This is a genomic window from Mesorhizobium sp. P2_C4 (genome assembly GCF_056404575.1).
Window position 1 is genome coordinate 148553 of sequence record NZ_JBFUDT010000004.1, and the last position, 22132, is coordinate 170684.

Here is a 22132-nt window from a genome sequence, read left to right on the forward strand (position 1 = left end):
GGTGAGGTTCAGCTCGCCTTGATCTCTGCCTTGCCGATCTTGCGCCATCGGGCGTTTTCGCGCACCAGCTTCAGGTCGTCGGTCGTCTCGGCAAATGTCCGCAAACGGTATTGCCGCAGCAGGTCCGGCAAGAGCGCACCTTCCGGCAGGCCGGCAAGCTGCTCGCGGACCGGGATATTTTCGTCGATGACCCGCATGCCCCAGGCATTTTCCCTTACCTGCAGCTCCGCAGCCAGTTCGCGCTCTTCCGGGGCGTTTTCGTCCAGCGCGGCCAGCAGGATCGAGTGGAAAAGCGCCACATAGCCAATCTGTCTCAGGCCGCCCACAACCCGCACGCGCGGCAATATTGCAAGCACGAGGAATGTCAGGAACAAGTTCGGCAGCAGCACGCCGTCCAGCAGCGCCTGCCTCAGATGCAGCCGCTCGAACCGGATGGAAAGACCATGCGGCCTGTCAGGCTCGATCAGGTGCCCGTTCTCGAGGACGAGCTTGCGCACGCGCTGCTCGCGGATGCCCCAGAAGTAATCCGTGGTGTTGGGCAGGAATCTGCCGAATGGCCCCGATGCGGCCTCTTGCAAGGCATGTTCGAGACGCTGGCGTCTTGCAGGCTCGATGAGCAGCTTGGAAAGAAGGCTGCCGTCATCTTCCAGATGCCGCGCCATGGCAGACGCGGCGAGTCGGTCATCGATGAAAACCGGCACGGCCATGCCGGAACGATCCCAATCGGCGACAAGATCCTCGTTGAGGGCTGTCAGCGCATCGGCGGCGGTTCCAAACACCTTGTCTTGACTGGCAAGCAGCGTGCCCAGCCAGCGGTTGGCATCGGTTTCATCGCCCACCGCTTCGAGCGCGCGCTTGTTGAGGGAGACGGGACCGGCCGCGCAGACGCTTTTGCGGCACAGTTTGTGGCGCCCCATGCCAAACAGGTTGACCTTGTCGTCACCGACATCGAGCCAGCCCGGCCCCTCCCGGCCAATGGTCTCCATGGTCATCGTCGTTCCCAGGAAGCCGACGAAGGCCGACAGCCCGTTTTCGACCGCGCCGAGCCAGGCAAGCAGGAGAGCATCGAAGGTGATCCGGTCCATCAGAAGCAGGCAGTGCAGGCCGGACTGGATCACCGGTCTGTGCTCGAACTCTTCGAGGGCCTTGCCGATCGCCTCAGGCCGCATGATCGCTCCGAGGCGCTGATGCAGGACGTCGCGCAGGATCGAGCGGGCAGCGACCGCCGGGCCTGATGCAGGCCTTGCCACCGGCCGCCACAGATGGCGGGCGTAATCGGCAACCGGTGCATTCCAGTTCTGCTCGATGTCGCGCACGACTTCCGGGCAGAGCCGCGACAGCACAGCCAGGGCTTCCGCCGGAGGCGCAGAGGTTGGGTCAAGGACGCCGGTCATGAGTCCCGTCTAGCCGCTTGTGCCGCAAACGCCAAGGGAGACAGCGGATCTTAGAACCGCAGCCGGGCCATGCTCAGGAGGTCGTGGTACTGCCCGTCGGTAAAACCGGCCTTCACATGCCGGCCTTCGACCTCGAAGCCGTGGCTTGTGTAGAGGCGGACCGCCGGTTCGTTGTCGGCATAGACGGTCAATTCGACCCGCTTCAGGGCGCGCCAGTTGTCGGCCACGTCAAGCAGCGCGCCAAGTATGGCAGAGCCGATACCCTTGCCGACAAAGGCATCGTCAAGGCCGATATTGATCTCGCCAATATGCGAACGGCGCGGCGAACCCTGCACGACCAGGCTGCCATGGCCGACGACCTTGCCGTCCAACTCGGCAACGATCCAGGTGGTTTCGGGGCCGGACTTGGCGATGCGCCGCTCTACCTGCTCCACCATCTCGAAAGGCATCCTGAGCGTGCCCCAGCGGAAGCCCGGCATGTTGAAGATGGTACAAAGCGCCTCCGCATCGCTTGGCCGGACGGCGCGGAGCTGCGGCTGGATCTTCTCGAAGGGTGGTGTGCTGGTCATGGCGTTCCCGGCTAGAGCAATTCCAGGAAAAGTGTGAGCGGTTTTCCGCCCGGAATTGCGTCAGAACAAAGAGATAGAGCAGTTCGCCGTTTTCTTGAAACGGTGAAATGCTCTGAGGCAATCGGCCCGGCACGATGCACCGGACGTCACCAGAAAATCCAGCCGTCTCTGCAACCTATGATGCCGATTGCGCTCTGAAATACCGGGAGGCGGCGTAGAGTTTGAAGACGCCGCTGATGCCGATCCAGCCAAAAAGGGCGAGCCAGCACAATGTCCCGGTCGCCGTCCAGTTGATCCGGTGTACCGCAGCGTCGGTGATGACGAGGCCAAGAACGGCAAGCAGGCCAACCAGAAACTGCGCCAGGCCGAGCACCAGCAGTTCCTCGCGCGGCGCGCTTCTCCAGACGAGATATGTGCCGCCCGCACCGGCGAGGAAGATGGCGCTGTAGACCTGGGCGTGGAAGGCGTCGATCGGCCATGGCCAGAAGCCGCCGAATGTCAGGGGAAACAGCAACAGGCCGACGCCATAGAGCCCAAGGATCGCTGATTCCACCGGCATGTAGCCGCGCCAAGCGGGGTTTAAGGTCACGCCTGTTGCGGAAGGACGGTCTCCGGCCCGCCACAGGAACAGCCCGGATACCGCGACCGAGGCAAGATAGACCAGAAACCAGAGCCAGGGCGCTTTGCGCTCGAAGTTGAAATAGCCGATATTGATGAACGAAGCCGCCGACACGATGACGGTGAAAATGAAGGCCATGACCAGCACGAGCCTGCCCGGCGACCAGCGATTCCAGCCCAGCAGTGCCGCCATCACGGACATTTCGGCGGTATAGAAGCCACCGAGAAAGCGCGCATTGAACGGCGTGACGGCCCAAGGCCAGCGCGGCTTGACCAGCGCAGGCGCGAAAAACAGGCCGGCGCCGACGATCAGGACGATGATGACCCCCACCGAGAAAAGGCGCAGGGCCGCGGGAAATGGCGGGTTGTCGGATGTCGGCATGGGAGAAAGCCCCAAAGATGAATGCCCCATGGTCTATCATAGTGCCGCTTGCGGTCGGTGAAAATCTGACGAGTGGAATTGAACGTCACCAGGCTTGTCCATTCGAATGGCCGTACGGTCCGTTTCGACGTAAGATGGGGCGCTCGGACCCAAGACCGGTCCGGTCAACACGCCTCGGGGCGCATTTTCCGGAGCCTGCCCAATGAACGAAGCTCAGGATCTGTTCTCGCTTCTTCGGCAATCGACCAATGTCGATCCGCTGGCGATCGACGCGATCAAGCGAGCGATCGCGGAGGGCGAGGACCACGAGCTTTGCCGCATCAACGCCCTGGCCTTCGCCAGCAAACATGGCCTCGACGAGGAACGCGCCATAAGCGCCTTTCTCCATGCGGCGCGGGTGGGAATATTCGACGTTTCCTGGAATGTCTTGTGCCCCGGCTGTGGCGGCGTGCTCGACACCAACGCCACGCTGAAAACCCTGCAGAAGGACGAATACACCTGCGCGCTGTGCTCCGAGGGCTATTCGCCGACCCTCGACGAGATGGTCGAGGTGACATTCACCGTCAGTCCCCGCATACGCAGGATTGCCGCCCACAATCCGCACGAACTACCGGCGGTGGAATATTTCCGCCAGATCTACTGGGCGTCCGGCGTCGATGTGCCGGACGAGGATTTCGCGAAAACGATCGAAGCGTTCTCGCTGGAGGATATCGAGCTTGCGCCTGGTGAAAAGGCGGTTCTGCTCATCCAGCTTCCGTCCGAATTCATCATCATCTTCGAACCGGTCACCCATTCAGCGCAGTTCATCGACGTGAAGGGCGAACCAACAAAGGAGCGCCGAAGCCTCTCCTTGGTCTTCGACCGCGACCATGTCCAGAACCAGACGCTGGAGATGCAACCCGGCCCGTTACGCATTTCGCTGGAAAACAGGACCGACACCCGCGTGCTGCCGACGGTCTTCGTCGCCGGCCATGCATTGCATGATTTCCTCGGCAAACGCCGGCCGTTCCTCACCGCCAAGCGCCTGCTCACCAACCAGACGTTCCGCGATCTCTATCGCACGGATACGCTCGACATCGACCAGCGCCTGAAGATCACCAGCCTGACCTTCCTGTTCACCGACCTGCGCGGATCGACCGCGCTTTACGAACGGGTGGGCGACCTTGCGGCCTTCGATCTCGTGCGTGCGCATTTCGAGGTTCTGCATGAGATCGTCGCGGCGGAGGCAGGCGCGGTGGTGAAGACGATCGGTGATGCGGTGATGGCGACCTTTGCGACGCCTGACCGTGCGATTGCCGCGGCCCTCAGGATGCGCGATGCCATGCGTGCGCTCAACGACAAAAGCGGGCGCGAGGATCTTCTGCTCAAGATCGGAGTCCATGCCGGCCCCTGCATCGCCGTGTCTTTGAACGAGCGACAGGACTATTTCGGCCAGACGGTCAACATTGCTTCGCGGGTCCAGAACCTTGCAACCGCACAGGCGATCTTCGCCACTCGTGCGGTGGTCGACGACAATCTCACCGCCGCTCTGTTGCACAGGAACGCGCTGACGCCCGTGCCTCACGAGGTCTCGCTACGCGGCATTGAGCGGGAGATAGCAGTCTATACTATCCCCTGAAGACTTGGTCCCTGAAGACTTGGGTCGTCTCCAACCCTCACACGCGCCTGCAGAGAAAATAACGATCGGCGGGCTCCGAAGTCGGCGGCGGGAGACGTTGCAGCAGCGGGTGATCGAGCGGCGTGCCGCTGACCGCGAAGCCGCCGACGCGAAGCAGGCGCGCAATCAGATCGGGAAGCCAGGTAGAGGTCACTGCATCGCGATCGTCATAGCCGGTGCCGATGTCGGCATGAACAAGAGCGGCGTCGATGCCAATGAACCTGATCGCCGTCTCGCGTATTTCGCCGAGCACGAGGTTTTCAGCTTCGGGAATTGAACTGGCGTGTGCGCCAACTTCGCGGTCGAACACCACGATCCGGCGTCCGGGCAGGCGCTCGCGCAGATGGTGGAACGTCCGGCCATTGCCGAGGCCGAGCTCAAGCACAGGCCCCTCCATCTTCGCCACCTCGGGGCAGATTTGATTGAGAATGTCGCGCTGCGCGGTCATCCTGCTGATGAAATTGTCGAGGCGACTCATATGTGACTGTATGTCCCGAACCAGTCCGCACTTAGAGGCGAACGATGAACATTGCAATAACCGAACAGGCCGCCGACAAGCATCATGCCGGCTGGAACCGCCGGCATGGCGCGCCGCGGAACAGCGATCTCATTTGTAGGGATCCGCGGCGTCCCGCAAGCCGTCGCCGAGGAAGTTGAACGCCATGATGACGAGAACGACGGGGAGCATCGGCAAAAGTAGCCATGGATAGAACGCGATCACGCTGACGCTGCGCGCCTCTGTGAGCAGGATGCCCCAGCTGGTTATCGGCGCCCTCAGGCCGAGCCCGAGGAAGCTCAGCGCCGTCTCACCCAGGATCATGCCGGGTATTGAGAGCGTCGCCGTCGCGATCAGATGCGACATGAAGCCGGGAATGAGATGCCGCCTGATGATGCGGCTGCTCCCGGCGCCCATCAACTGCGCGGCCAGAACGTAATCCTCCTCGCGCAAGGACAGAAGCTTTGAACGCACGGCCCGCGCCAGTCCGGTCCAGTCGAGCAGTCCGAGGATGACGGTGATGCCGAAATAGATCAGGGTTGGACTCCAGGTTATCGGCATGATCGCCGCCAGAGCCAGCCATAGCGGAATGCTGGGGATCGATTGCAGAACTTCGATTATCCGTTGAACGACAAGGTCGAAGATACCGCCGTGATAACCGGCCAGTCCTCCGATGACGATGCCGAGCACGAAGCTGAAAGCGATGCCGACGAGACCGATTGTCAGTGAAATGCGTGCGCCATAGATCATGCGCGAGAGCACATCGCGCCCCAGCCTGTCAGTGCCGGCCAGAAAGAGCTGGCCGTTTTCGGCAGGACAGACAAAATGCCTGTCACCTTCGATCAGGCCCCAGAACTGGTAGCTGTCGCCCTTGCAGAAGAAACGGAGTCGCTGAACATCATCCTGGTTCTCGATGTAGTTCCGCTTGAGCGTGTCCATATCCAGCTTCATCTGACGGCCATAGACGAACGGCCCGACGAACTCGCCGTTGTGGAACAGGTGCACCTGCTGCGGCGGCGAATAGATGTAGTCCATGTTGCGCGTGTGCAGATTGTAAGGCGCCAGGAACTCGCTGATCAGTATCCCGAAATAAAGCGCAGCCAGGAATATGCCGGATACGACAGCAAGCCGGTGCTTGCGGAATTTCCACCACATCAGCCGCAACTGCGATGCCTGAAAGACCTTCGACTGCTCCGGCGTCATCGCCTCGACCGACTGCAGGTCAAAGGGTGCGTTGGAAACGTAGTGTTGCAGTGGAGCACCGGGAGCTGGCAGCGGCGAATCCGACTTCATTTGGTGCTGCCGCCTTGCAAACGAATTCGTGGATCAAGCAGCGCCAGCGCCAAGTCGGAAATCAGCACACCGATAACCGTCAGGAAGGCGAGGAACATCAGGAACGACCCTGCCAGATACATATCCTGGCTTTGCAGCGCCTTGATCAGCATCGGCCCGGTCGTTTCCAAAGACAGCACGATCGCCGTGATTTCGGCGCCGGAGATGATGGCCGGCAGGATAGAGCCGATATCCGAAATGAAGAAATTGAGCGCCATGCGCATCGGATATTTGACCAATGCCTTGAACGGATGAAGGCCCTTGGCGCGTGCCGTCACGACATATTGCTTGTGCAGCTCATCGAGCAGATTGGCGCGCAGCCGCCGGATCATGCTTGCCGTGCCCCCGGTGCCGATGATCAAGACCGGAATCCAGAGATGGGCGAGGATCGACTTCGCCTTGGCCCAGCTCATCGGCTCGCCGAGATATTGCTGGTCCATGAGATGGCCGATGGACGTGCCGAACCAGATGTTGGCGAAATACATCAGGATCAGCGCCAGCATGAAATTCGGAATGGCAAGGCCGAGAAGGCCGAAGAAGGTCAGGCCGTAGTCGCCCCAGCTGTATTGATGCGTGGCGGAGTACATGCCGATCGGAAAGGCGATGAGCCAGGTGAAGATGATCGTGACGAAGGAAACCAGCACGGTCAGCCACATTCGGTCCCCGACGACGTCGCGAACCGGCAGCTCATATTCGAAGGAATAGCCGAAATCGCCGTGCAGCATCCCGCCGACCCAGTAGAAGTAGCGAATGACCGGCGGCTGGTCGAAACCATATTCCTTGCGCATCATCTCGATGCGATCGGAATCCACCGCTTCGCCCTGGGCCCGAAGCTCGGCGACATAGCTGTCGAAATAGTCGCCCGGCGGAAGCTCAATGATCGTGAACACCAGCGCCGATATGACCATCAGCGTTGGAACCATCACGGCGATGCGCCAGACAAGATATCGAAGCACGCTCAGGAGCCTCCAAGCCAGAATGTATCCGGCATGTAGACACCGAAATAGGCGGTCGGGTCGTAGCCGTAGAGCGCCTTGTCAGGCAGATTGCGAAGCCGCGAGGACACCAGAATCGGCTGATGCGTTCCGTTTACCGTGCCGATTGAAAACACCTGATCGGTGTAGATCGACAGCATTGAATTCCAGATTTCGGCGCGCTCCGTGGCTTCGGTCGATCCGTTCCAGCGCTTGAGCAAAGCCATCAACTCGACCACTTCAGGAAGATCGGGCGCCTCACCCATCTTGCCATGGGACAGATAGTGAGCACCCCAGAGTGGCCATTGCAATTGGTCGTCGATGGTGGGGGCCAGCTGGTACGGATTCATGTCGGCGGTCGGCACGCCATTATCGATGCCCGACCACATCGACATCATGATCTGGCCGCCAAGCGCGCGGCTGCGGAAGATGTCGCGCTGCGAAGTCCGGATGAACAGGGCGATGCCGATCTTGCGCCAGTGATCGGTGATGAGTTCGAGCGCGTCGGTTTCCAGCGTGCTTTCGCCGGCCGTTTCCACGATGATCTGCGCAGAGCGTCCATCGGGAAGCATCCGCACGCCGTCATCGTCACGTGCCTGAAGTCCGACCTCGTCTAGCAGGGCATTGGCCTGGTCGGGATCATGGGCGATCCAGGCTTTCGCGAATTCCGGCCGGTAGAGCGGGCTCTCCGGCAACACCGTATCGGCACTTTCCTGCGCCAATCCGTAGAACACGGCCAAATTGATCTCGCGCCTGTCCACAGCGAGCGAAAGTGCGCGGCGCACGCGCACGTCACGCAAAAGGCCACGCCACACCTGGTCGGCACAATTCAGATTGGGCAGCAGCGCCAGCCGCGAACCCTGTGTGCGTTTCCACAGATGCATCTTCACCGGGTAGCGCTTCTCCGCGTCCTTCAGGAAGGAGTAGTCGCTGAAGTCAATTCCCATGCATTGCAGGTCGCTCTCGCCCGCACCGGTCTTGGCGGAGATGATCGCCGACGAGCTGACATTCATGATGATCCGGTCAACATAGGGCAGTTGCCGGCCATTCTCGTCTATTCGATGAAAGAACGGGTTGCGCTCGAAGACGAATTGCTCGGCCGGCGGCTTGGTCCGGTTCTGCCAGGGATCGAGAGTCGGCAGTTCCGGGTTCTCCGGGCGATACTGCCGCGACATGCGGATATGCAGGAGCGTCCATTTCTGGGCCCGGTTCTCCTTCATCAGGCCAGCGAGCCGGAATGGATCCTGGTATTTCTTGTGGAACTGCTTGAGATAGGTGGCCGGCAGAACAAGCGATGTCGGCGCAGCAGCAGCGAGCTTGGGCAGGAAGTCGGGATTGGGCGCATCCCAACTGTAGCGCACCGTCAACGGATCGACGATCTCGAAGCGTGGCGGCTTGCCGTCCGCCAGCAGGGCCGGGGCGAGCCCGCCTTGCGAAAGCTCATCGTTCAGCCAGACATCTTCCCAGCAATAGCGAAAATCCTCCGGCGTCAGTAGGCTGCCGTCGGACCATTTATGTCCTTCCCGTATCTTGAACGTGAAGATGCGATCATCCGCTACGTCGAAACTTTCGAGAATGTCGGCTTGCAAGTTAAGCTTTTCGTCATAGCCGACCAGCCGAGAATACCCGTAGATCGTCATCATCCGGATATCTTTCTGGCTGCCGATGATCGTACGTAGCGTGCCGCCATATTGGCCGGGCTGCCGGCCCATCGCAGCGAGATTCAACGCGCGCGGGCTCTTGGGCAGGCGTTCGGCGAGTGCGGGCAGCGCCCTGGCCTTCAGCTGCGGCTGAAGAAAGTCCGGCTCCAGATCGCCGGCGCGCGACGTGCCCGGCAGAAATGCCGAAGCCATGAAGCCAAGGACGATGCGCCGGCTGATCAATGGCGTAACTCGCTGACATCAGCCGAACGCCTGGCCAGCACGAGGTGGCCGCCGCCAAGATCGAGCGGCGACAGCATATCCTCGTCGCCCACGTTGCCCTCGTCGCGGAATTGCGGTCCCCATGCGCTGGTGTCGGAAGCGCCGCTGAGCTTCAGCGTCTTGAAATCCATCGGCCTGTCGAGATCGGGGAAAGGTACCGCGGCGACCAGTGAGCGCGTGTAGGGGTGAACCGGTTTCCTGAGCAGAATTTCGCGCGGCGCAAGCTCGACGATACGCCCGCCGCACATCACCGCGATGCGGTCTGCCATGTAATCCACCACCGCCAGATTGTGGGATATGAACAGGTAGGTCAGGCCCAGTTCCTTCTGCAGGTCCTTCAGAAGGTTCAGGATCTGCGCCTGGACAGAAACATCGAGCGCCGAAACCGGCTCGTCGCAGATCAGGAGCTCAGGTCCCAGCGCCAACGCGCGCGCGATGCCGATACGCTGACGTTGGCCACCGGAGAAACTGTGCGGATACCGCTTTATGAAGCGCGGATCGAGCCCGATTGCCTGCATCAGGCTCTTGACCGTGGCGAGCCGGGACGCGGCATTGCCACGCTGATGGATTTCCAGCGGCTCGCTCAAGATATTCTCCACCGTCATGCGAGGTGACAGCGACGAAACCGGATCCTGGAAGACCATCTGGATTTTCGCGCGCAGCAACCGCAGGGCGTCTCCCTTGGCCTCCAGCACGTCGATCGGTCCTTCGCGGCCGTTGAAGACCACAGAGCCGCCGCTGGGGGTGATAGCCCGCATCAGGATCTTGCTGACGGTGGTTTTGCCGCAGCCGCTTTCACCGACCAGACCCAGGCACTCAGCCCGCCTGATGTCGAAACTCACCCCGTCCACGGCGCGAACGGAGGTTTGACGATTCCCGCCGAACCATCCGGAGTTGCGGATGGTGAAGACCTTTTTCAGATCCCTGACCGACAGCAGGATGTCGTCCGGCCCCTTCGATTCCGGCGCCGTCTGCTTGCCCAGCAGGTTCCCGACATTCACCGGCACCTCGCGGAGCGCCTTTAGCCTTTCGCCAGGCTTCAGATCGAAATGCGGAACGGCTGCCATCAGGCCCTTCAGGTAAGGGTGACCTGGTCGGCGGAATATCGCCTCCACAGGTCCCGCTTCCATGATCTCGCCATGGTAGATGACCACCACCTCGTCGGCGACATTGGCGACAACGCCGAGGTCGTGTGTGATCAGCAGCATCGCCATGTTCAGCTTGGTCTGAAGCTCGCGCAGCAATTGCAGGATTTGCGCCTGGATGGTGACGTCCAATGCCGTCGTCGGCTCGTCAGCGATCAACAAAGCGGGCCGGCAGATAAGCGCCATGGCGATCATGGCGCGTTGACGCAATCCTCCCGAAAGTTCAAAGGGATACATGTCATAGGCGCGCTTGGGATTGGGAAAGCCGACAAGGCCGAGCATTTCCTCGGTCCGCGCCTTGCGCTCCGCCCGAGCCATGGGTGAATGAATCTGCAGGGATTCGCTGACCTGGTTGCCGATCGTGTGCAGCGGCGACAGCGATGTCATCGGTTCCTGAAAGATCTTGCCGATGCGGCTGCCTCTCAACGCCCGGATTTCGGGTCCGTCACGCGGCATCTGCAGGATATCCTGCGTCGTGCCGGGCTTTTCAGGATCGGAAAACAGGATACGGCCGCGAACATGGGCTGTGTTCGGCAAAATGCCCATCACTGCCTGGCTGAGAACCGATTTTCCGGAACCTGACTCGCCCACAAGCGCGGTAACCTTGCCGGGCAGGACGCGAAGATTTGCACGCCTGACGGCATGCAACGGTCCCCCGATAATGGCAAAAGAGATGCCAACATCCTCGATCCGCAGCAGATCAACATCCGAATTCATTCTCACACCAGCCCCACTCTGGCAGCCTGTCGGGCGGCAGGCCCAGAAAGTGAGACTAGCGCATTGCCAGTCTAGAGCAACTTGGATTCGAAACGAGTTCCTCGGCGGAAGCGGCGACCGGACTGCCAGAGGCGTTCGGATCAGATCGTGGCGGTTACTGGAGCTTGCTCGGGTCGCCCGCCGACAGCCGCGCGGCATCGCGATGAAGCAGCATGAGCTGCTCGGCGTCCGATCTTCGATCGTAAATCGGCTGCAGCGCAGCGTCTTCCTCGAGTGCGAGAGCACCCGACAGATCGGGTGAAAGCACCGTCAGCTTCTGCTTGAAGCCCGCCAGTTCCTCCTCGCCGAGCGTCAGCCAGCTGTTGGTGCCGCAATAGCCGGCGAAGTCTTTGCTGGCGAGAACGCTGTGCGGATATTTCTTGGTCAGGGTCTGGAGGCGCTGAACCTCGTTTACAGCCGAGCCGAAGACAGAGAATGTGAGCCGGTCGGTAAGCCCGACATTGCCGAACATCACATTGCCGACATGCAGGCCGATACCAAATTTTATGTCGCCCAATCCCTGCTTCTTTCTGCGCTGATTGAGATCCATCATACGCGCGCTGGCCTTGTGCGCTGCCGCAAGAGCAGCCTGGCAGGCGATCTCGGACTGCGCGCGGTGCCTTTCGCAAGGGTAGACGGCAATGAAGCCATCCCCCAGGAAACTCATGATCTGCCCGCCTTCGCGATTGAACGGTGCGGCAATGGCATCGAAAAACTGGTTCAGCGTATCGATATAGACTTCGCGGCCGGAGGTTTGGGCAAGCCTTGTCGACCCGCGCATATCGCCCATGACCAGTGCCGCCCGGATTGTGTCGCCCTCGCCGCGCTTGATCTGGCCGTCGAGCACGCGCCTGCCGGCGTCGCCGCCGAGATAAGTGGTCATCATATTGTCGGCGAGCTTGGTGAGCACCGCCATCTTGGTTGCGATAGCGAGATGGTTCTGGATGCGCAGCAGCGCCGAAATCATGCTGTCGCTGAAGCCTGAAGCACTGTCGGTGGACCAGGACCCCAACATGCCCTGACTGGTGTTGCCGTTGAAGGGATGGACGAAAGCCATGTAGTCGGTGACGCCCATAAGCTTGAGTTCATCGAAAACAGGAAACTCCGACGGCACCGACGGGTTGAACCGGCGCCGCAGATGGTCGAGGTTGTTGCTGAGCAGATGGTAGTATGGGCTGGTCAGGAATCTGTCGGACGGCACGCCGCCCTCCTTGCGGAAGCCTTCCATTTCCAGGCCCTGGCCGCGAAGCCAGGTGAAGCCAAGCGCGTCATAAAGCGGATGAAGCATCGAAAAACTCAAATGCACCCGCTTCAGTGGCAGGCCGGCAGCAGCCAGCCGTTCACAAAAGCCTTTTACCAATGTTTCCAGGTCGTTGCCGGCCAGCGCTGATTGGGTCAGCCAATCGGCAACCTTATCCATGAGAATGGTGGAAATTTCTGCTTGCGCTGTGCTCATGCTATCTCGAAACCCGTCGAAGACGAGCCATCTCCTTTGATCCGTCACACCCTCGAAGTGAATGAAGCCGGCTTCGGCGGCAAAAGCCGGCGAAGAATTTCCCGAATGACTGTTCCTTGCAGGCAAGGAGCAGGCGTAACTGCATTTATCTCCTGGGGCACATATGTGGCGAGGCTGCCGGCGGAGTGCAACCCCGATCCTGACATCGGGCAAATTCGCCGGCTCAGACGCCGTCAGGCCTTCACCACCGTCTCTCGGGCTAGCCCGAGGCGGCCAAAAACATTGCGTGTGTCGACGATCAGAAGAGCGTGATCAGCGATCGCCCGATAGTCTATCGCGTCGTGGTCGGTTGCAACGACGACAGCGTCGAAATCCTTCAAGGCCGCCTCGGTCAATTCGACCGAGCGACGCCCCTTTATCGCCATATGCTCCCTTGTGGTCGGGATCTCGGCAACATGCGGGTCGTGAAATTCCGCCTTGCCGCCCCATTCCTCGATGAGTTCAATGAGCCGCAATGAGGGGCTTTCGCGGATGTCGGGCACATTCTTCTTGTAGGCTAGCCCGATGATCAGAATACGCGAGCGGCTGAGCGCTTTGCCGCAGCGCCGGTCCAGCGCCTTCGCCAGTTCATCGACCACATGACGAGGCATGGCCGTGTTGATCTCTGCCGCCAGCTCGATGAAGCGGGTCGGCAGTTCGTATTCGCGCGCCTTCCACGTCAGGTAGAAGGGATCGATCGGAACGCAGTGCCCGCCAAGTCCGGGGCCAGGATAGAAAGGCATGTAGCCGAAGGGCTTGGTCTTTGCCGCCTCGATCACCTCCCAGATGTCGATGCCCATCGCACCGAGCACGATCTTCAACTCGTTGACGAGGGCTATATTGACCGAGCGGAAGATGTTTTCCGTCAGCTTGACCGCCTCGGCGGTCGCCGTGGTGGAAACCGGAACGACGGTCTCGACCACGCCCTGGTAGAAAGCCTGTACGAGCGTCGCCGCTTCAATGCCGTCGCCTGCCACGACCTTGGGGATCGTCGCGACTTCAAAGCTGCGGTTGCCAGGATCCTCGCGTTCGGGCGAGAAGCCGAGGAAGAAGTCTATCTTCGACTGCAAGCCGGTTTCTTCCAGTATGGGCTTGATCACGTCGTCTGTGGTGCCGGGATAGGTGGTCGATTCCAGCACGATCAGCTGGCCGAGACGCAGATGCTTGGCGATGGTGCCTGCCGTGTTCCTGACGAAGGAGAGGTCCGGCTCACGGTGTTTCGTCAGCGGTGTCGGAACGCAGATGATGATGACATCGCAGACGGTCAGTTCGGCAAAATCCGCAGTGGCGCGGAACCGTCCGCTCGCCACATGGCCGGCAAGGGCTGTCGACGTCACCGCCTCGATGTAGGATTGGCCGTTGTTCAGGCTCTCAACCTTCTGGGCTTCGATGTCGAAGCCGGAAACCGGGAAGCCGGCGCGTGCGATCGCAACCGACAGCGGCAACCCGACATAGCCCAGTCCGATCACACCGACTTGCGCGGCGCGCGTCGAAATCCGGTTGAGAAGACGGTCATATGTCGATCGTGAGGCGTCCAAAAATCTGCTTTCCCGTCAATTCGGACAGACTACCCGCGCCCATGGCGAGGCTCACCGGGTCCCGAGAACCATGGCCGAGGCATATTGCCGAAAATCGATTTCCGCAAGCCGTCATCAGACCCGCGCCTTCGCCTTCAGGCTTGCGGCAGCCATCGCATAGCCGCCGTCGGCGCCATCGATGAAATGAACGTGATCGGGCTGCAGCGGCGAGATGACGAGGCATGTCATCAAGGCCGACTGCTGGCGGTGCAGGCCATAGCTGCAAATGCCCGCCTCTTCCGCCTGTTTCAGCCGGCTCTCGATCCGTTGCAACACATCCGCGTCAACGTCGATGGTCATCTTCAAGCCGTCGTCGAACTTCCGGAAATCCGAATTGCTGGCCACCTCGCGTTTGTAGACCTTCGGATCGAAACGGCCGATCGTCCAGCCAAATCTATCGGTGACGGCCGTAAGCGTCATCAGGAACATCACCCATAGCTTCACGAGCCACCGCCGCCCTGGCGGCGCAGTGGCCCGCGCCTCCACATCGAGGCCGGCGGGCAGAAGACTGTAGGCCGGCCCGTCTACCGGCACCGGGTGGCCATCGCGTTCCTGCCTGCTGGCAAGCGCGATGATGTCGGAAGCCAGGAACTGAAAACCGCGCAAGTCGCGCGATGCCCCTGGTATGGCTATGATCGAGACGATTTCGCCGTGCCGTGCTTCAATCGGGTTCCAGCGACAGGAGAGGCCGGTCAGATCCGGCCGCGCGCCGGCCGGCGCGGGGTCGATGCGGTAGCGCCCCGCTTTCATTTCGGCTTCCGCCCAACTGCCGCCACCGCCGGCGAACATGGCATAGAAGGCCGCTTCGGAGGCCTGGAACCTCGCCACGCGAACGTCGAGGCCTTGCGCTCTTATGTCCTTTATCGGCACGATTGCCGCACGCAAGGTCAGGTCCAGTTCGTCCGCCACCCATCTCTGGACAGAAGCTAGCGCGTTACGGGCGATCTCCAGCGCCGAGCCGGGAAACGCCACGAGTGCGCCGTCGCCGCCGAAGACAAACGGAAGATCTTGCCGACCAAGCGCATTGAGCAGCGCCGAAATGACGCTGGCGCCCGCCATATTGACGGTTTTATAGCGCCCGGCCTCGATCGCCTTGGTCGAGCCGACGATGTCGGCGGTAGCCAGCGCCCAGCCATCGGGGAGAGGCCGATAGTTATCGATATCGGCAACGCTTTCGAACTTTGCGAAGACCGGCAAAGAAGCGACAAATGGGTCGGACGCGACAGCTGTTTCCATGAGCATCAGATAGCACATTCCAGTGCTTGAAGGTGAAGTCGATCATGCGTCGAAATTGACTTGCGCAGGCTTTGCGATGATAGGATCGCGCGATGCGAATTGCCTTCTACGCACCGCTGAAGTCGCCCAATCATCCCGTTGTCTCCGGCGACCGCCAGATGGCACGGATGCTGGTCCAGGCGCTGCAGCATGGCGGGCATAGCGTCGAACTGGCATCGGAGTTCCGCTTCTATCTACGCCAGCCGGAGCCGAAAAGTTTCGATGCGCTCAAGATCGATGCTCGGGACGAAGCCGCGCGGCTGACAAGGCTTTGGGACCGTGACGGCAAGCCCGATCTTTGGTTCTCCTATCATCCCTATTACAAGGCGCCCGACCTGATCGGGCCCGAGCTGGCGTCGGCCTTTGCTGTCCCCTATGTGACGGCGGAAGCCTCATATTCCAGGCGGCGCAACGTCGGCTTGTGGGCCGATAGCCAGGCATTGGTGGCGCGAGCCATCGAACAGGCGGCGCTGAACATCTGCTTCACGCAAAGGGATCGGCAGGGACTGGCAGATGCGATTCCCGGCGCCGCTCTTGGCATGCTTTCGCCCTTCATCGACACATCGGCATTCCGGGAAATGCCGGGACGGGGTTGTCCGACGCGCCTCGTCACCGTCGCCATGATGCGCCCGGGCGACAAAGTCGAAAGCTATCGCATGCTGGCGCAAGCGCTCGGTTCGATCAGCCACCTGCCCTGGACCATATCTGTGGTCGGGGACGGGCCTGCCCGTGACGAGATCAAAGCGCAATTCTCCGGCTTGCCTGCCGACCGTATCGAATGGCTTGGCGAGATCGAGCCGGCCACCGTGCCGGATGTCCTTTACAGCGGGGGAATTTACGTCTGGCCGGGTTACGGCGAAGCCTATGGCGTTGCCTATCTTGAAGCGCAGGCCGCCGGCCTTCCGGTGGTGGCTCAGGACATTGCCGGCGTGCCGGAGGTCGTGCGGGATGGCCAGACCGGGCTTCTCACTCCGCCGGGCGATGTGGCGGCGTTCACTTGTGCCATTGAAAGGCTTCTGACCCGTAACGACGAAAGAACCATCATGGCCGCAGAAGCCAGGCGTTTCGTCCTCGAAGAGCGCTCCCTCGGTGGTGCGGCGGCGCGTCTGGCCGAACTTCTCAGGAAGATCCCGCTGTCATGACATCCGATCCGATCTGGCAGCCCTTGGTCGAAGCGCTGGCGCGCCGGCAAAGGGCGGGCCGCAAGGCAGAATTCTGGCTGCGCGACGATGACGCCGTGGAACCGACGCCCGCGCTTGATCGGCTGCTTGACCTCACCGGTGAATTCGCGGTTCCGGTCACTCTGGCCGTCATTCCGGCCCTGACCGACGGGAAGCTTGTCGTCCGGCTTGACGAGGCGCCGCATGCCACGGTCGCCATCCATGGCTGGGCGCACCGAAATCATGCGCCCGGGGGCCAGAAAAAGCAGGAGCTCGGCGCGCATAGGCCACGCGAGGCTGTGCTCGACGATCTGGCTCGCGGGCTGTCGCACGTGACCGGCCTGCACGGCGCACGTGCCGTTCCTATGCTGGTGCCGCCCTGGAACAGGATCGACGCCGGCTTGGTATCCGACCTTGGATCGATAGGATTTGCGGCATTGTCGGTCTATGGGCCGCCGAAGCCGGCTTCACTGGCGGTCATCAACAGCAATGTCGACATCATGGATTGGCATGGCACGCGCGGCTGCCGCGATCATGGCCTGCTGGTTCAGGCCATCATCGCGCAATTGCAGCATGGCGAACCGGTCGGCCTGCTCACCCACCATCTCGTCCATGATGAATCGGCCTGGCTTTTCCTCGAACGGCTGTTCACAGTCACCGCACAGACTGAAGCCTGCCCATGGCTGCCGATCAGGACATTGATCGGGCGCAGCGCCGCTGGAGCATGATCCCGAAAAGTGGAATCCGGTTTTCTCGGACAAAAGCGGGAACCGTTTTGTCCAGAGATCATGCTCAAACAAGGACAGGAAGATAGCTCAGCGCTCTTTGCGCAACGAGACTGGAAATTTGAGCGTTTGGCCATCACGCGCGGCAAAAGCGCCGGCAAACCTGTCTTTGGCCAGTTTCTCCATCTCGTCCAGTTGCTCGTCGGTACGTGTCGGATCGTGGTGAAACAGCGCAAGCCCGCGCGCGCCGGCGGCCTCACAGAGCTTGACGCCCTGTTGCCACGTCGAGTGCCCGTTACCGCGGTAGCGCTCCATTTCCTCCTCGGTGTAGGTGCAATCGTAAATGACCAGGTCGGCATCTTCGATCAGCCGAAGCACCGCCTGATCGAGTTTGCCCGGCTCGTGCTCAGTGTCGGTGATCACCGCCACGACGCGGCCGCCCCATTCGACCCGGTAGCCTATGCAGCCGCCCGGATGGGTAAGACTGCCGGTTCGCACCACCACCCCTTCGCGCGGGCGAAGCACATCTCCGGATACGAAATCGCGGCAGTCGAGGCTTGCCTTGCAGATATTGAGTGTCACCGGAAACCACGGCGGCCGAATGAACTCATCGACCATCTCGCGGGTCGTCATGCGTCCAGCGAGATGCCCGGACCAGAGCGTAAGCTTGATGCCCCGTTCATACATAGGCTTAAAAACCGGCAGCCCGATGATGTGATCGTAGTGGCAATGGGTGAAGAACAGGTCGAAATCGGTCACGCCTGACGCGCGAAGCACCGCACCGGCAGGCCGCAGGCCAGAGCCCGCATCGAACAAAAGCGTATGCTTGCCGCATCGCATCTCAATGCAGTTTGTGTTGCCGCCATAGCGAGAGAATTCTGGACCCGATACCGGAATGCTGCCGCGGACGCCCCAAAACCTGACCAGGAAACCGTCGTCGTCCATGCTACCCCTTAGCAGTCCAGTCGCCCATCGTAGCCAAACAACTGTTGCTAGGCGAGACAGGTTTTTCTCCTGGTGACCTTGTCAGTAAGAGGCCAGTGCCATCACGCGGCGAGGATCGAGCGCACGTCATTCGTCATTTGGCGCTTCGTGCGTCGATCAGATCCGCTGTCGTATGGCTCAGGCGATCGGCAAGAACCCGCACCATCTCGATGGTCATTTCCGGGAACTCCTTCATAAGCCTCAGGAAATGATCCTTGCGGATTCTCAAGACTTCCAGCGGACTTGCCGCTCTGACGGTGGCAGTGCGGGAGCTGTTGCACAATATGGCGATCTCGCCAACAATCGAATTTGGCAACAGTTCGGCAACCTTTATCGGCCCGCTGTCGGAATCGACCAGAATATCCGCCCTGCCTGAAAGGATGACATAGGCGGCGTCTCCCTCGTCGCCCTGCCGGAAAAGGATCTGGCCGGTGCTGTAGCTCACCCGATCGGATGTGAACGCGAGCAGCTTGAGCTTTGTCGGCTCGATGCCAGAGAACAAGGGAACGCGTTGCAGCATTCCTACTTCATCCTTGAGCAGCATTTTCGCAAACCTTCCCAAAATTCGCGTTTGCCAGACTAGAGCAACGGCCGCCCAGATGGAATCAATTCTGTTACCGGATGGCCAGACGAGCCACGCGAAAGGTGGCGAGCCCGATCAGCCGGAAACCTTAATCCTTTGACCTTGCAGCAAGTTCCCACCGGCAGAATGATCCCATCTGAATGTCCAATGCCTCTATGACAGCAATTCCTTGAAAATACCGTTCCCTGCCAAAAGTGTCTCGTGTGTCCCGTCTTCCACCAATTGACCCGAGTCGAAGACGATAACGCGATCGAACATCATCGCCATTGCCGGATTCGTCACGACCCACACAATTGCCGGCGAATGGCCGTCGCGCTTGGCTTCCTCGAGCACGTTTCGCAGCACCTTATCCTGCATGCGCTGGTCGAGCGCCGACAGCGGCCGGTTGAGAATGAGAAAATCGGGACGCTTGAGCAGGGCCCGGGCAACATCGAGCTTCTGTCGCTGTCCACCGGTCAGCCGCCTGCCGGCGGAGCCGACGTTGAAGTCAAGGCCGACATCCAGAAGTTCGGCATAAAGCCCCAGTTCGTCAAGAATGTCATAGACGATGGAGCGTATGCGGTCCGGCGCGTCGGGATGGTTGTTGCCCACACGCCCGAACAGGACGTTATCCATCACGGTGGCCGCGGCAATGTATTTGGCAGGATCATACCGTTCGACCGCATTTTGCAGTTCGGGCGGCAGGTTTTCATAGAACCGGTTGCGTGCAGCGACGATCTTGCTCATCAACTCGTCGCTCAGCAGGCCGAAGCGGTGCCGGGGCTCGATATAGGCAAAGCTCAAGGTGACGATCATGGCGCGATCGTTCTCCGAAACCGCCTCGTGAGGACGGTTCTTGAGCCGTTGCAGCAAGGTTTCGTAGGCGGGTATCTCCTCGGCGCTCATGAAGGCGAGCTGCTGGAAGAATTGGTGATCGGGCGGCAGGTCGGCAAACAGCTCGATCGCCTGTTTGGCGATCTCCATGCCCATTTCGTAGAGCGTGAGGTCGAGGCCGGCTTGCTTCAGCACAGAAACAAAATAGGGATTGGCCGCCAGGGCCCTGTCAGCCAGTTCGGGGCCGGCGGCAGCGCCGAAGAGCAGGTTTTGGCCGATCGTTGCTTCCTTGTTGTAGGCGCCAGGTTCGAAAGGAACCACCAGTCCGCTCAGCCCTTCATGTTCCAGCCGGGTTCGCAGCGCCGCACGCAGTTCGATGATCCGGCTGGCAAGCTCCGTGTGACGCGTGAGGTCGGCCGAAGAGCGCAAGCCAAGATCCAGAATGTCGCGCGACAGAACAACCGCGTCGAGCACCCGGCGCACGGCTTCAAAGAGGTCGTGCGGGCCGGTAGCACCGGCGGAAGCATAGTCGATCCAGTCGCTGTGGATATCAAGATCCGGATTGCCCGACCGGCGTGCCTCGTCGATGTTCCAGCGGTGCTGGTCTGCCGCAGCACCGTCATAAGGCACCGATGTCAGCGGCGCATGCTTCAACCCGTAGAGCAGGTTGTCGCGGAGGCTTGCCTGGAACAGGAAAACATCCGACGAGGCATAGGACATGCGCCGGCCGGTCACTGCTTCGGGGAGTTCAAGCAGGTCGTCGGCGCCCGAAGCGACTCTTCCGCTGTCCGGCCAGTTCAGCCGTGCGAAGGCTTCTGCAAGCGCCTCCGCTCCACCTGTTGCGGTACTGACCAGCGCCACCGTCTCACCCGGCTTGATCTGGAGGGAGATCCGGTTGAGGAGCATTGCACCGCCATCGTCCGCTATGGACAGACTGATCGCCGACAGGGGGTTGGTCATCGGATCGGGATTGTCGATCGTCAATGCCGCGATTTTCGGGGCGATTAGACCCTCGACGGTGAACTGTTCAACGACCTGTTGATATTTGACCTGGACATCCTGCCGGTCCTGATCCCAGTCGATCAGTTCCTTCATCGGTCCGGGCAGGTCCTTGTAGGCGCCGATCACGGCCACGAGCTGGCCGACGTCCAGCCGCCCCTGGATGACCAGATACCCGCCGATCATGTAGAACAGAAAGGGCGTGAGCTGCGCGAGAAAATTGTTGAGGAACTTCACCATGAATTTCCATTGGTAAAGGTCGAAGCGGATCTTGAAGATGAGCCCGAGCCGGGCAGCTATGTCGGCGCGCTCATAGTTTGATGTATCGTGGACGTGAACCGCGCCGATGCCGTCGACGATTTCGCCAACCCGGCCCGAAAGCGCGCGGGCCGTCAACTGCCGTTGGCGCCCGAGCACGATCAGCCGCCGCCGCATTCGCGGGATGAGCACGATCTGGATCACCACGATCACGACGGCTATCATTCCGAGCCAGACGTTCTGGATCATGATGAACAGCATGGCCGTCAGCGCCTGGCCGCCGAGCAGTACCGGCTGCAGGAAGGCATCGCCAATGAACCCGCCCAGCGGCTCCACCTCGTCCTTCACCATGGTCGCCACTTCGGCGGATTTCACCCGCTTGAAGTAAATCGGCGGAAAACGCAGCACACGGTCGACCAGATCGAAGCGGATACGCCGCAGCATGCGTTCGCCGAGGCGGCCCTTGTAGGTGTTGATGTAGAGTTTGAACAGGCCGTTGATGACGACTAGCAAGAGGAAGACAAGGCTCAGGGCAAACAGCGTCGCCGTGCGGTCGAGCTGAAAACCGGAGAAGAACTGGACCTCGCCAATGAACGGCAGGTTATAGTGCAGCCTCATGAAGGGCAGGGTCGCGCCGGGTTGCTCGAAGCCCTTACCTTGGATCGGGCCGTTGACGATCAGCTTCGGCAGGTCGAAGGACATGAAATACGGGATCATCGAAAGCAGGACGATCATCAATATCCAGATCTGCTGCTTCTTGGTGTGCTTCCAGATATAGCGGGCTAGGCTGGGTTCCATATGCGACTGTGGATCCTTCAGTTGGAAGGATGCAGGGTGCAAAAGCACCTGCCGGCGAATGGCGTATCGGCGATGTCTTCGTCGCCAGCGACAAGCTTGAAGCTGCGGTGCATGGAGGACGCCGACGGTCCGGACAGATGGAACCGGCACTCTCCGGCACCGGGCAATGGAGAAGCGGCTAGCAGCATATTCATGTCCGCAGATCAAACAGCCTTGCTGG

General features: G+C 60.7%; 17 protein-coding genes. 3 read left to right on the plus strand and 14 right to left on the minus strand.

The genetic code is table 11. The features are described from left to right. Nucleotides 1–8: 8 nt before the first annotated feature. From AC1DX6_RS17235 to AC1DX6_RS17245, 3 genes are all read right to left on the minus strand, one after another. Nucleotides 9–1394 carry a hypothetical protein gene (locus AC1DX6_RS17235; protein ID WP_477315389.1) on the minus strand — a complete coding sequence of 462 codons (1386 nt, stop codon included), beginning with the start codon at nucleotides 1392–1394 and terminating at the stop codon, nucleotides 9–11. A gap of 50 nt (nucleotides 1395–1444) precedes the next feature. Next, nucleotides 1445–1963, minus strand: a complete 519-nt coding sequence (locus AC1DX6_RS17240) for a GNAT family N-acetyltransferase (RefSeq protein WP_477315391.1) — start codon at nucleotides 1961–1963, stop codon at nucleotides 1445–1447. Nucleotides 1964–2138: 175 nt separating this feature from the next. Continuing rightward, nucleotides 2139–2963 carry a hypothetical protein gene (locus tag AC1DX6_RS17245; protein WP_477315393.1) on the minus strand — a complete coding sequence of 275 codons (825 nt, stop codon included), beginning with the start codon at nucleotides 2961–2963 and terminating at the stop codon, nucleotides 2139–2141. Nucleotides 2964–3165: 202 nt separating this feature from the next. Here AC1DX6_RS17245 and AC1DX6_RS17250 point away from each other — a divergent pair, with 202 nt between their 5' ends. Beyond that, complete coding sequence (locus tag AC1DX6_RS17250; RefSeq protein ID WP_477315395.1) at nucleotides 3166–4581, plus strand: DUF5939 domain-containing protein; 1416 nt, start codon at nucleotides 3166–3168, stop codon at nucleotides 4579–4581. Nucleotides 4582–4618: 37 nt separating this feature from the next. Here AC1DX6_RS17250 and AC1DX6_RS17255 read toward each other — a convergent pair whose 3' ends face one another. From AC1DX6_RS17255 to AC1DX6_RS17290, 8 genes are all read right to left on the minus strand, one after another. Then, nucleotides 4619–5098 (minus strand): class I SAM-dependent methyltransferase, encoded by a 480-nt coding sequence (locus tag AC1DX6_RS17255; protein ID WP_477315397.1) that lies wholly within the window; start codon nucleotides 5096–5098, stop codon nucleotides 4619–4621. Nucleotides 5099–5227: 129 nt separating this feature from the next. Continuing rightward, nucleotides 5228–6409, minus strand: a complete 1182-nt coding sequence (locus tag AC1DX6_RS17260) for an ABC transporter permease (RefSeq protein WP_477315399.1) — start codon at nucleotides 6407–6409, stop codon at nucleotides 5228–5230. Beyond that, complete coding sequence (locus tag AC1DX6_RS17265; protein ID WP_136617148.1) at nucleotides 6406–7404, minus strand: ABC transporter permease; 999 nt, start codon at nucleotides 7402–7404, stop codon at nucleotides 6406–6408. Before AC1DX6_RS17265 ends, AC1DX6_RS17260 begins: the two co-directional genes overlap by 4 nt. 2 nt (nucleotides 7405–7406) lie before the next feature. Then, a complete protein-coding gene (locus AC1DX6_RS17270; protein ID WP_477315401.1) occupies nucleotides 7407–9305 on the minus strand; it encodes an ABC transporter substrate-binding protein in 1899 nt (632 codons plus the stop codon). Continuing rightward, the gene (locus AC1DX6_RS17275) at nucleotides 9302–11206 is read right to left on the minus strand and encodes an ABC transporter ATP-binding protein (RefSeq protein WP_477315403.1); all 1905 of its coding nucleotides are present in this window, start codon (nucleotides 11204–11206) and stop codon (nucleotides 9302–9304) included. The genes AC1DX6_RS17270 and AC1DX6_RS17275 overlap by 4 nt, the downstream gene beginning before the upstream one ends. Nucleotides 11207–11360: 154 nt before the next feature. Next, complete coding sequence (locus AC1DX6_RS17280) at nucleotides 11361–12701, minus strand: adenylate/guanylate cyclase domain-containing protein (RefSeq protein ID WP_477315405.1); 1341 nt, start codon at nucleotides 12699–12701, stop codon at nucleotides 11361–11363. A gap of 233 nt (nucleotides 12702–12934) precedes the next feature. Then, entirely contained in the window at nucleotides 12935–14278 is a 1344-nt protein-coding gene (locus AC1DX6_RS17285; RefSeq protein WP_477315407.1) for a nucleotide sugar dehydrogenase, read from the minus strand. Between the two features lie 114 nt (nucleotides 14279–14392). Further along, complete coding sequence (locus AC1DX6_RS17290) at nucleotides 14393–15571, minus strand: DUF3095 domain-containing protein (RefSeq protein WP_477315409.1); 1179 nt, start codon at nucleotides 15569–15571, stop codon at nucleotides 14393–14395. Between the two features lie 74 nt (nucleotides 15572–15645). Between AC1DX6_RS17290 and AC1DX6_RS17295 the strand changes: the two genes are divergently transcribed. Both AC1DX6_RS17295 and AC1DX6_RS17300 read left to right on the plus strand, forming a co-directional pair. Beyond that, a complete protein-coding gene (locus AC1DX6_RS17295) occupies nucleotides 15646–16734 on the plus strand; it encodes a glycosyltransferase family 4 protein (protein ID WP_477315411.1) in 1089 nt (362 codons plus the stop codon). After that, nucleotides 16731–17480, plus strand: a complete 750-nt coding sequence (locus AC1DX6_RS17300) for a polysaccharide deacetylase family protein (RefSeq protein ID WP_477315413.1) — start codon at nucleotides 16731–16733, stop codon at nucleotides 17478–17480. Before AC1DX6_RS17295 ends, AC1DX6_RS17300 begins: the two co-directional genes overlap by 4 nt. Nucleotides 17481–17567: 87 nt before the next feature. Here AC1DX6_RS17300 and AC1DX6_RS17305 read toward each other — a convergent pair whose 3' ends face one another. The 3 genes from AC1DX6_RS17305 to AC1DX6_RS17315 form a co-directional block, all read right to left on the minus strand. Further along, nucleotides 17568–18422 (minus strand): MBL fold metallo-hydrolase, encoded by an 855-nt coding sequence (locus AC1DX6_RS17305; RefSeq protein ID WP_477315415.1) that lies wholly within the window; start codon nucleotides 18420–18422, stop codon nucleotides 17568–17570. Between the two features lie 133 nt (nucleotides 18423–18555). Then, a complete protein-coding gene (locus AC1DX6_RS17310; protein ID WP_477315417.1) occupies nucleotides 18556–19005 on the minus strand; it encodes a cyclic nucleotide-binding domain-containing protein in 450 nt (149 codons plus the stop codon). A 192-nt stretch (nucleotides 19006–19197) separates the two neighbouring features. Continuing rightward, nucleotides 19198–21912 carry an ABC transporter transmembrane domain-containing protein gene (locus AC1DX6_RS17315; protein ID WP_477315419.1) on the minus strand — a complete coding sequence of 905 codons (2715 nt, stop codon included), beginning with the start codon at nucleotides 21910–21912 and terminating at the stop codon, nucleotides 19198–19200. Between the last annotated feature and the right edge of the window lie 220 nt (nucleotides 21913–22132).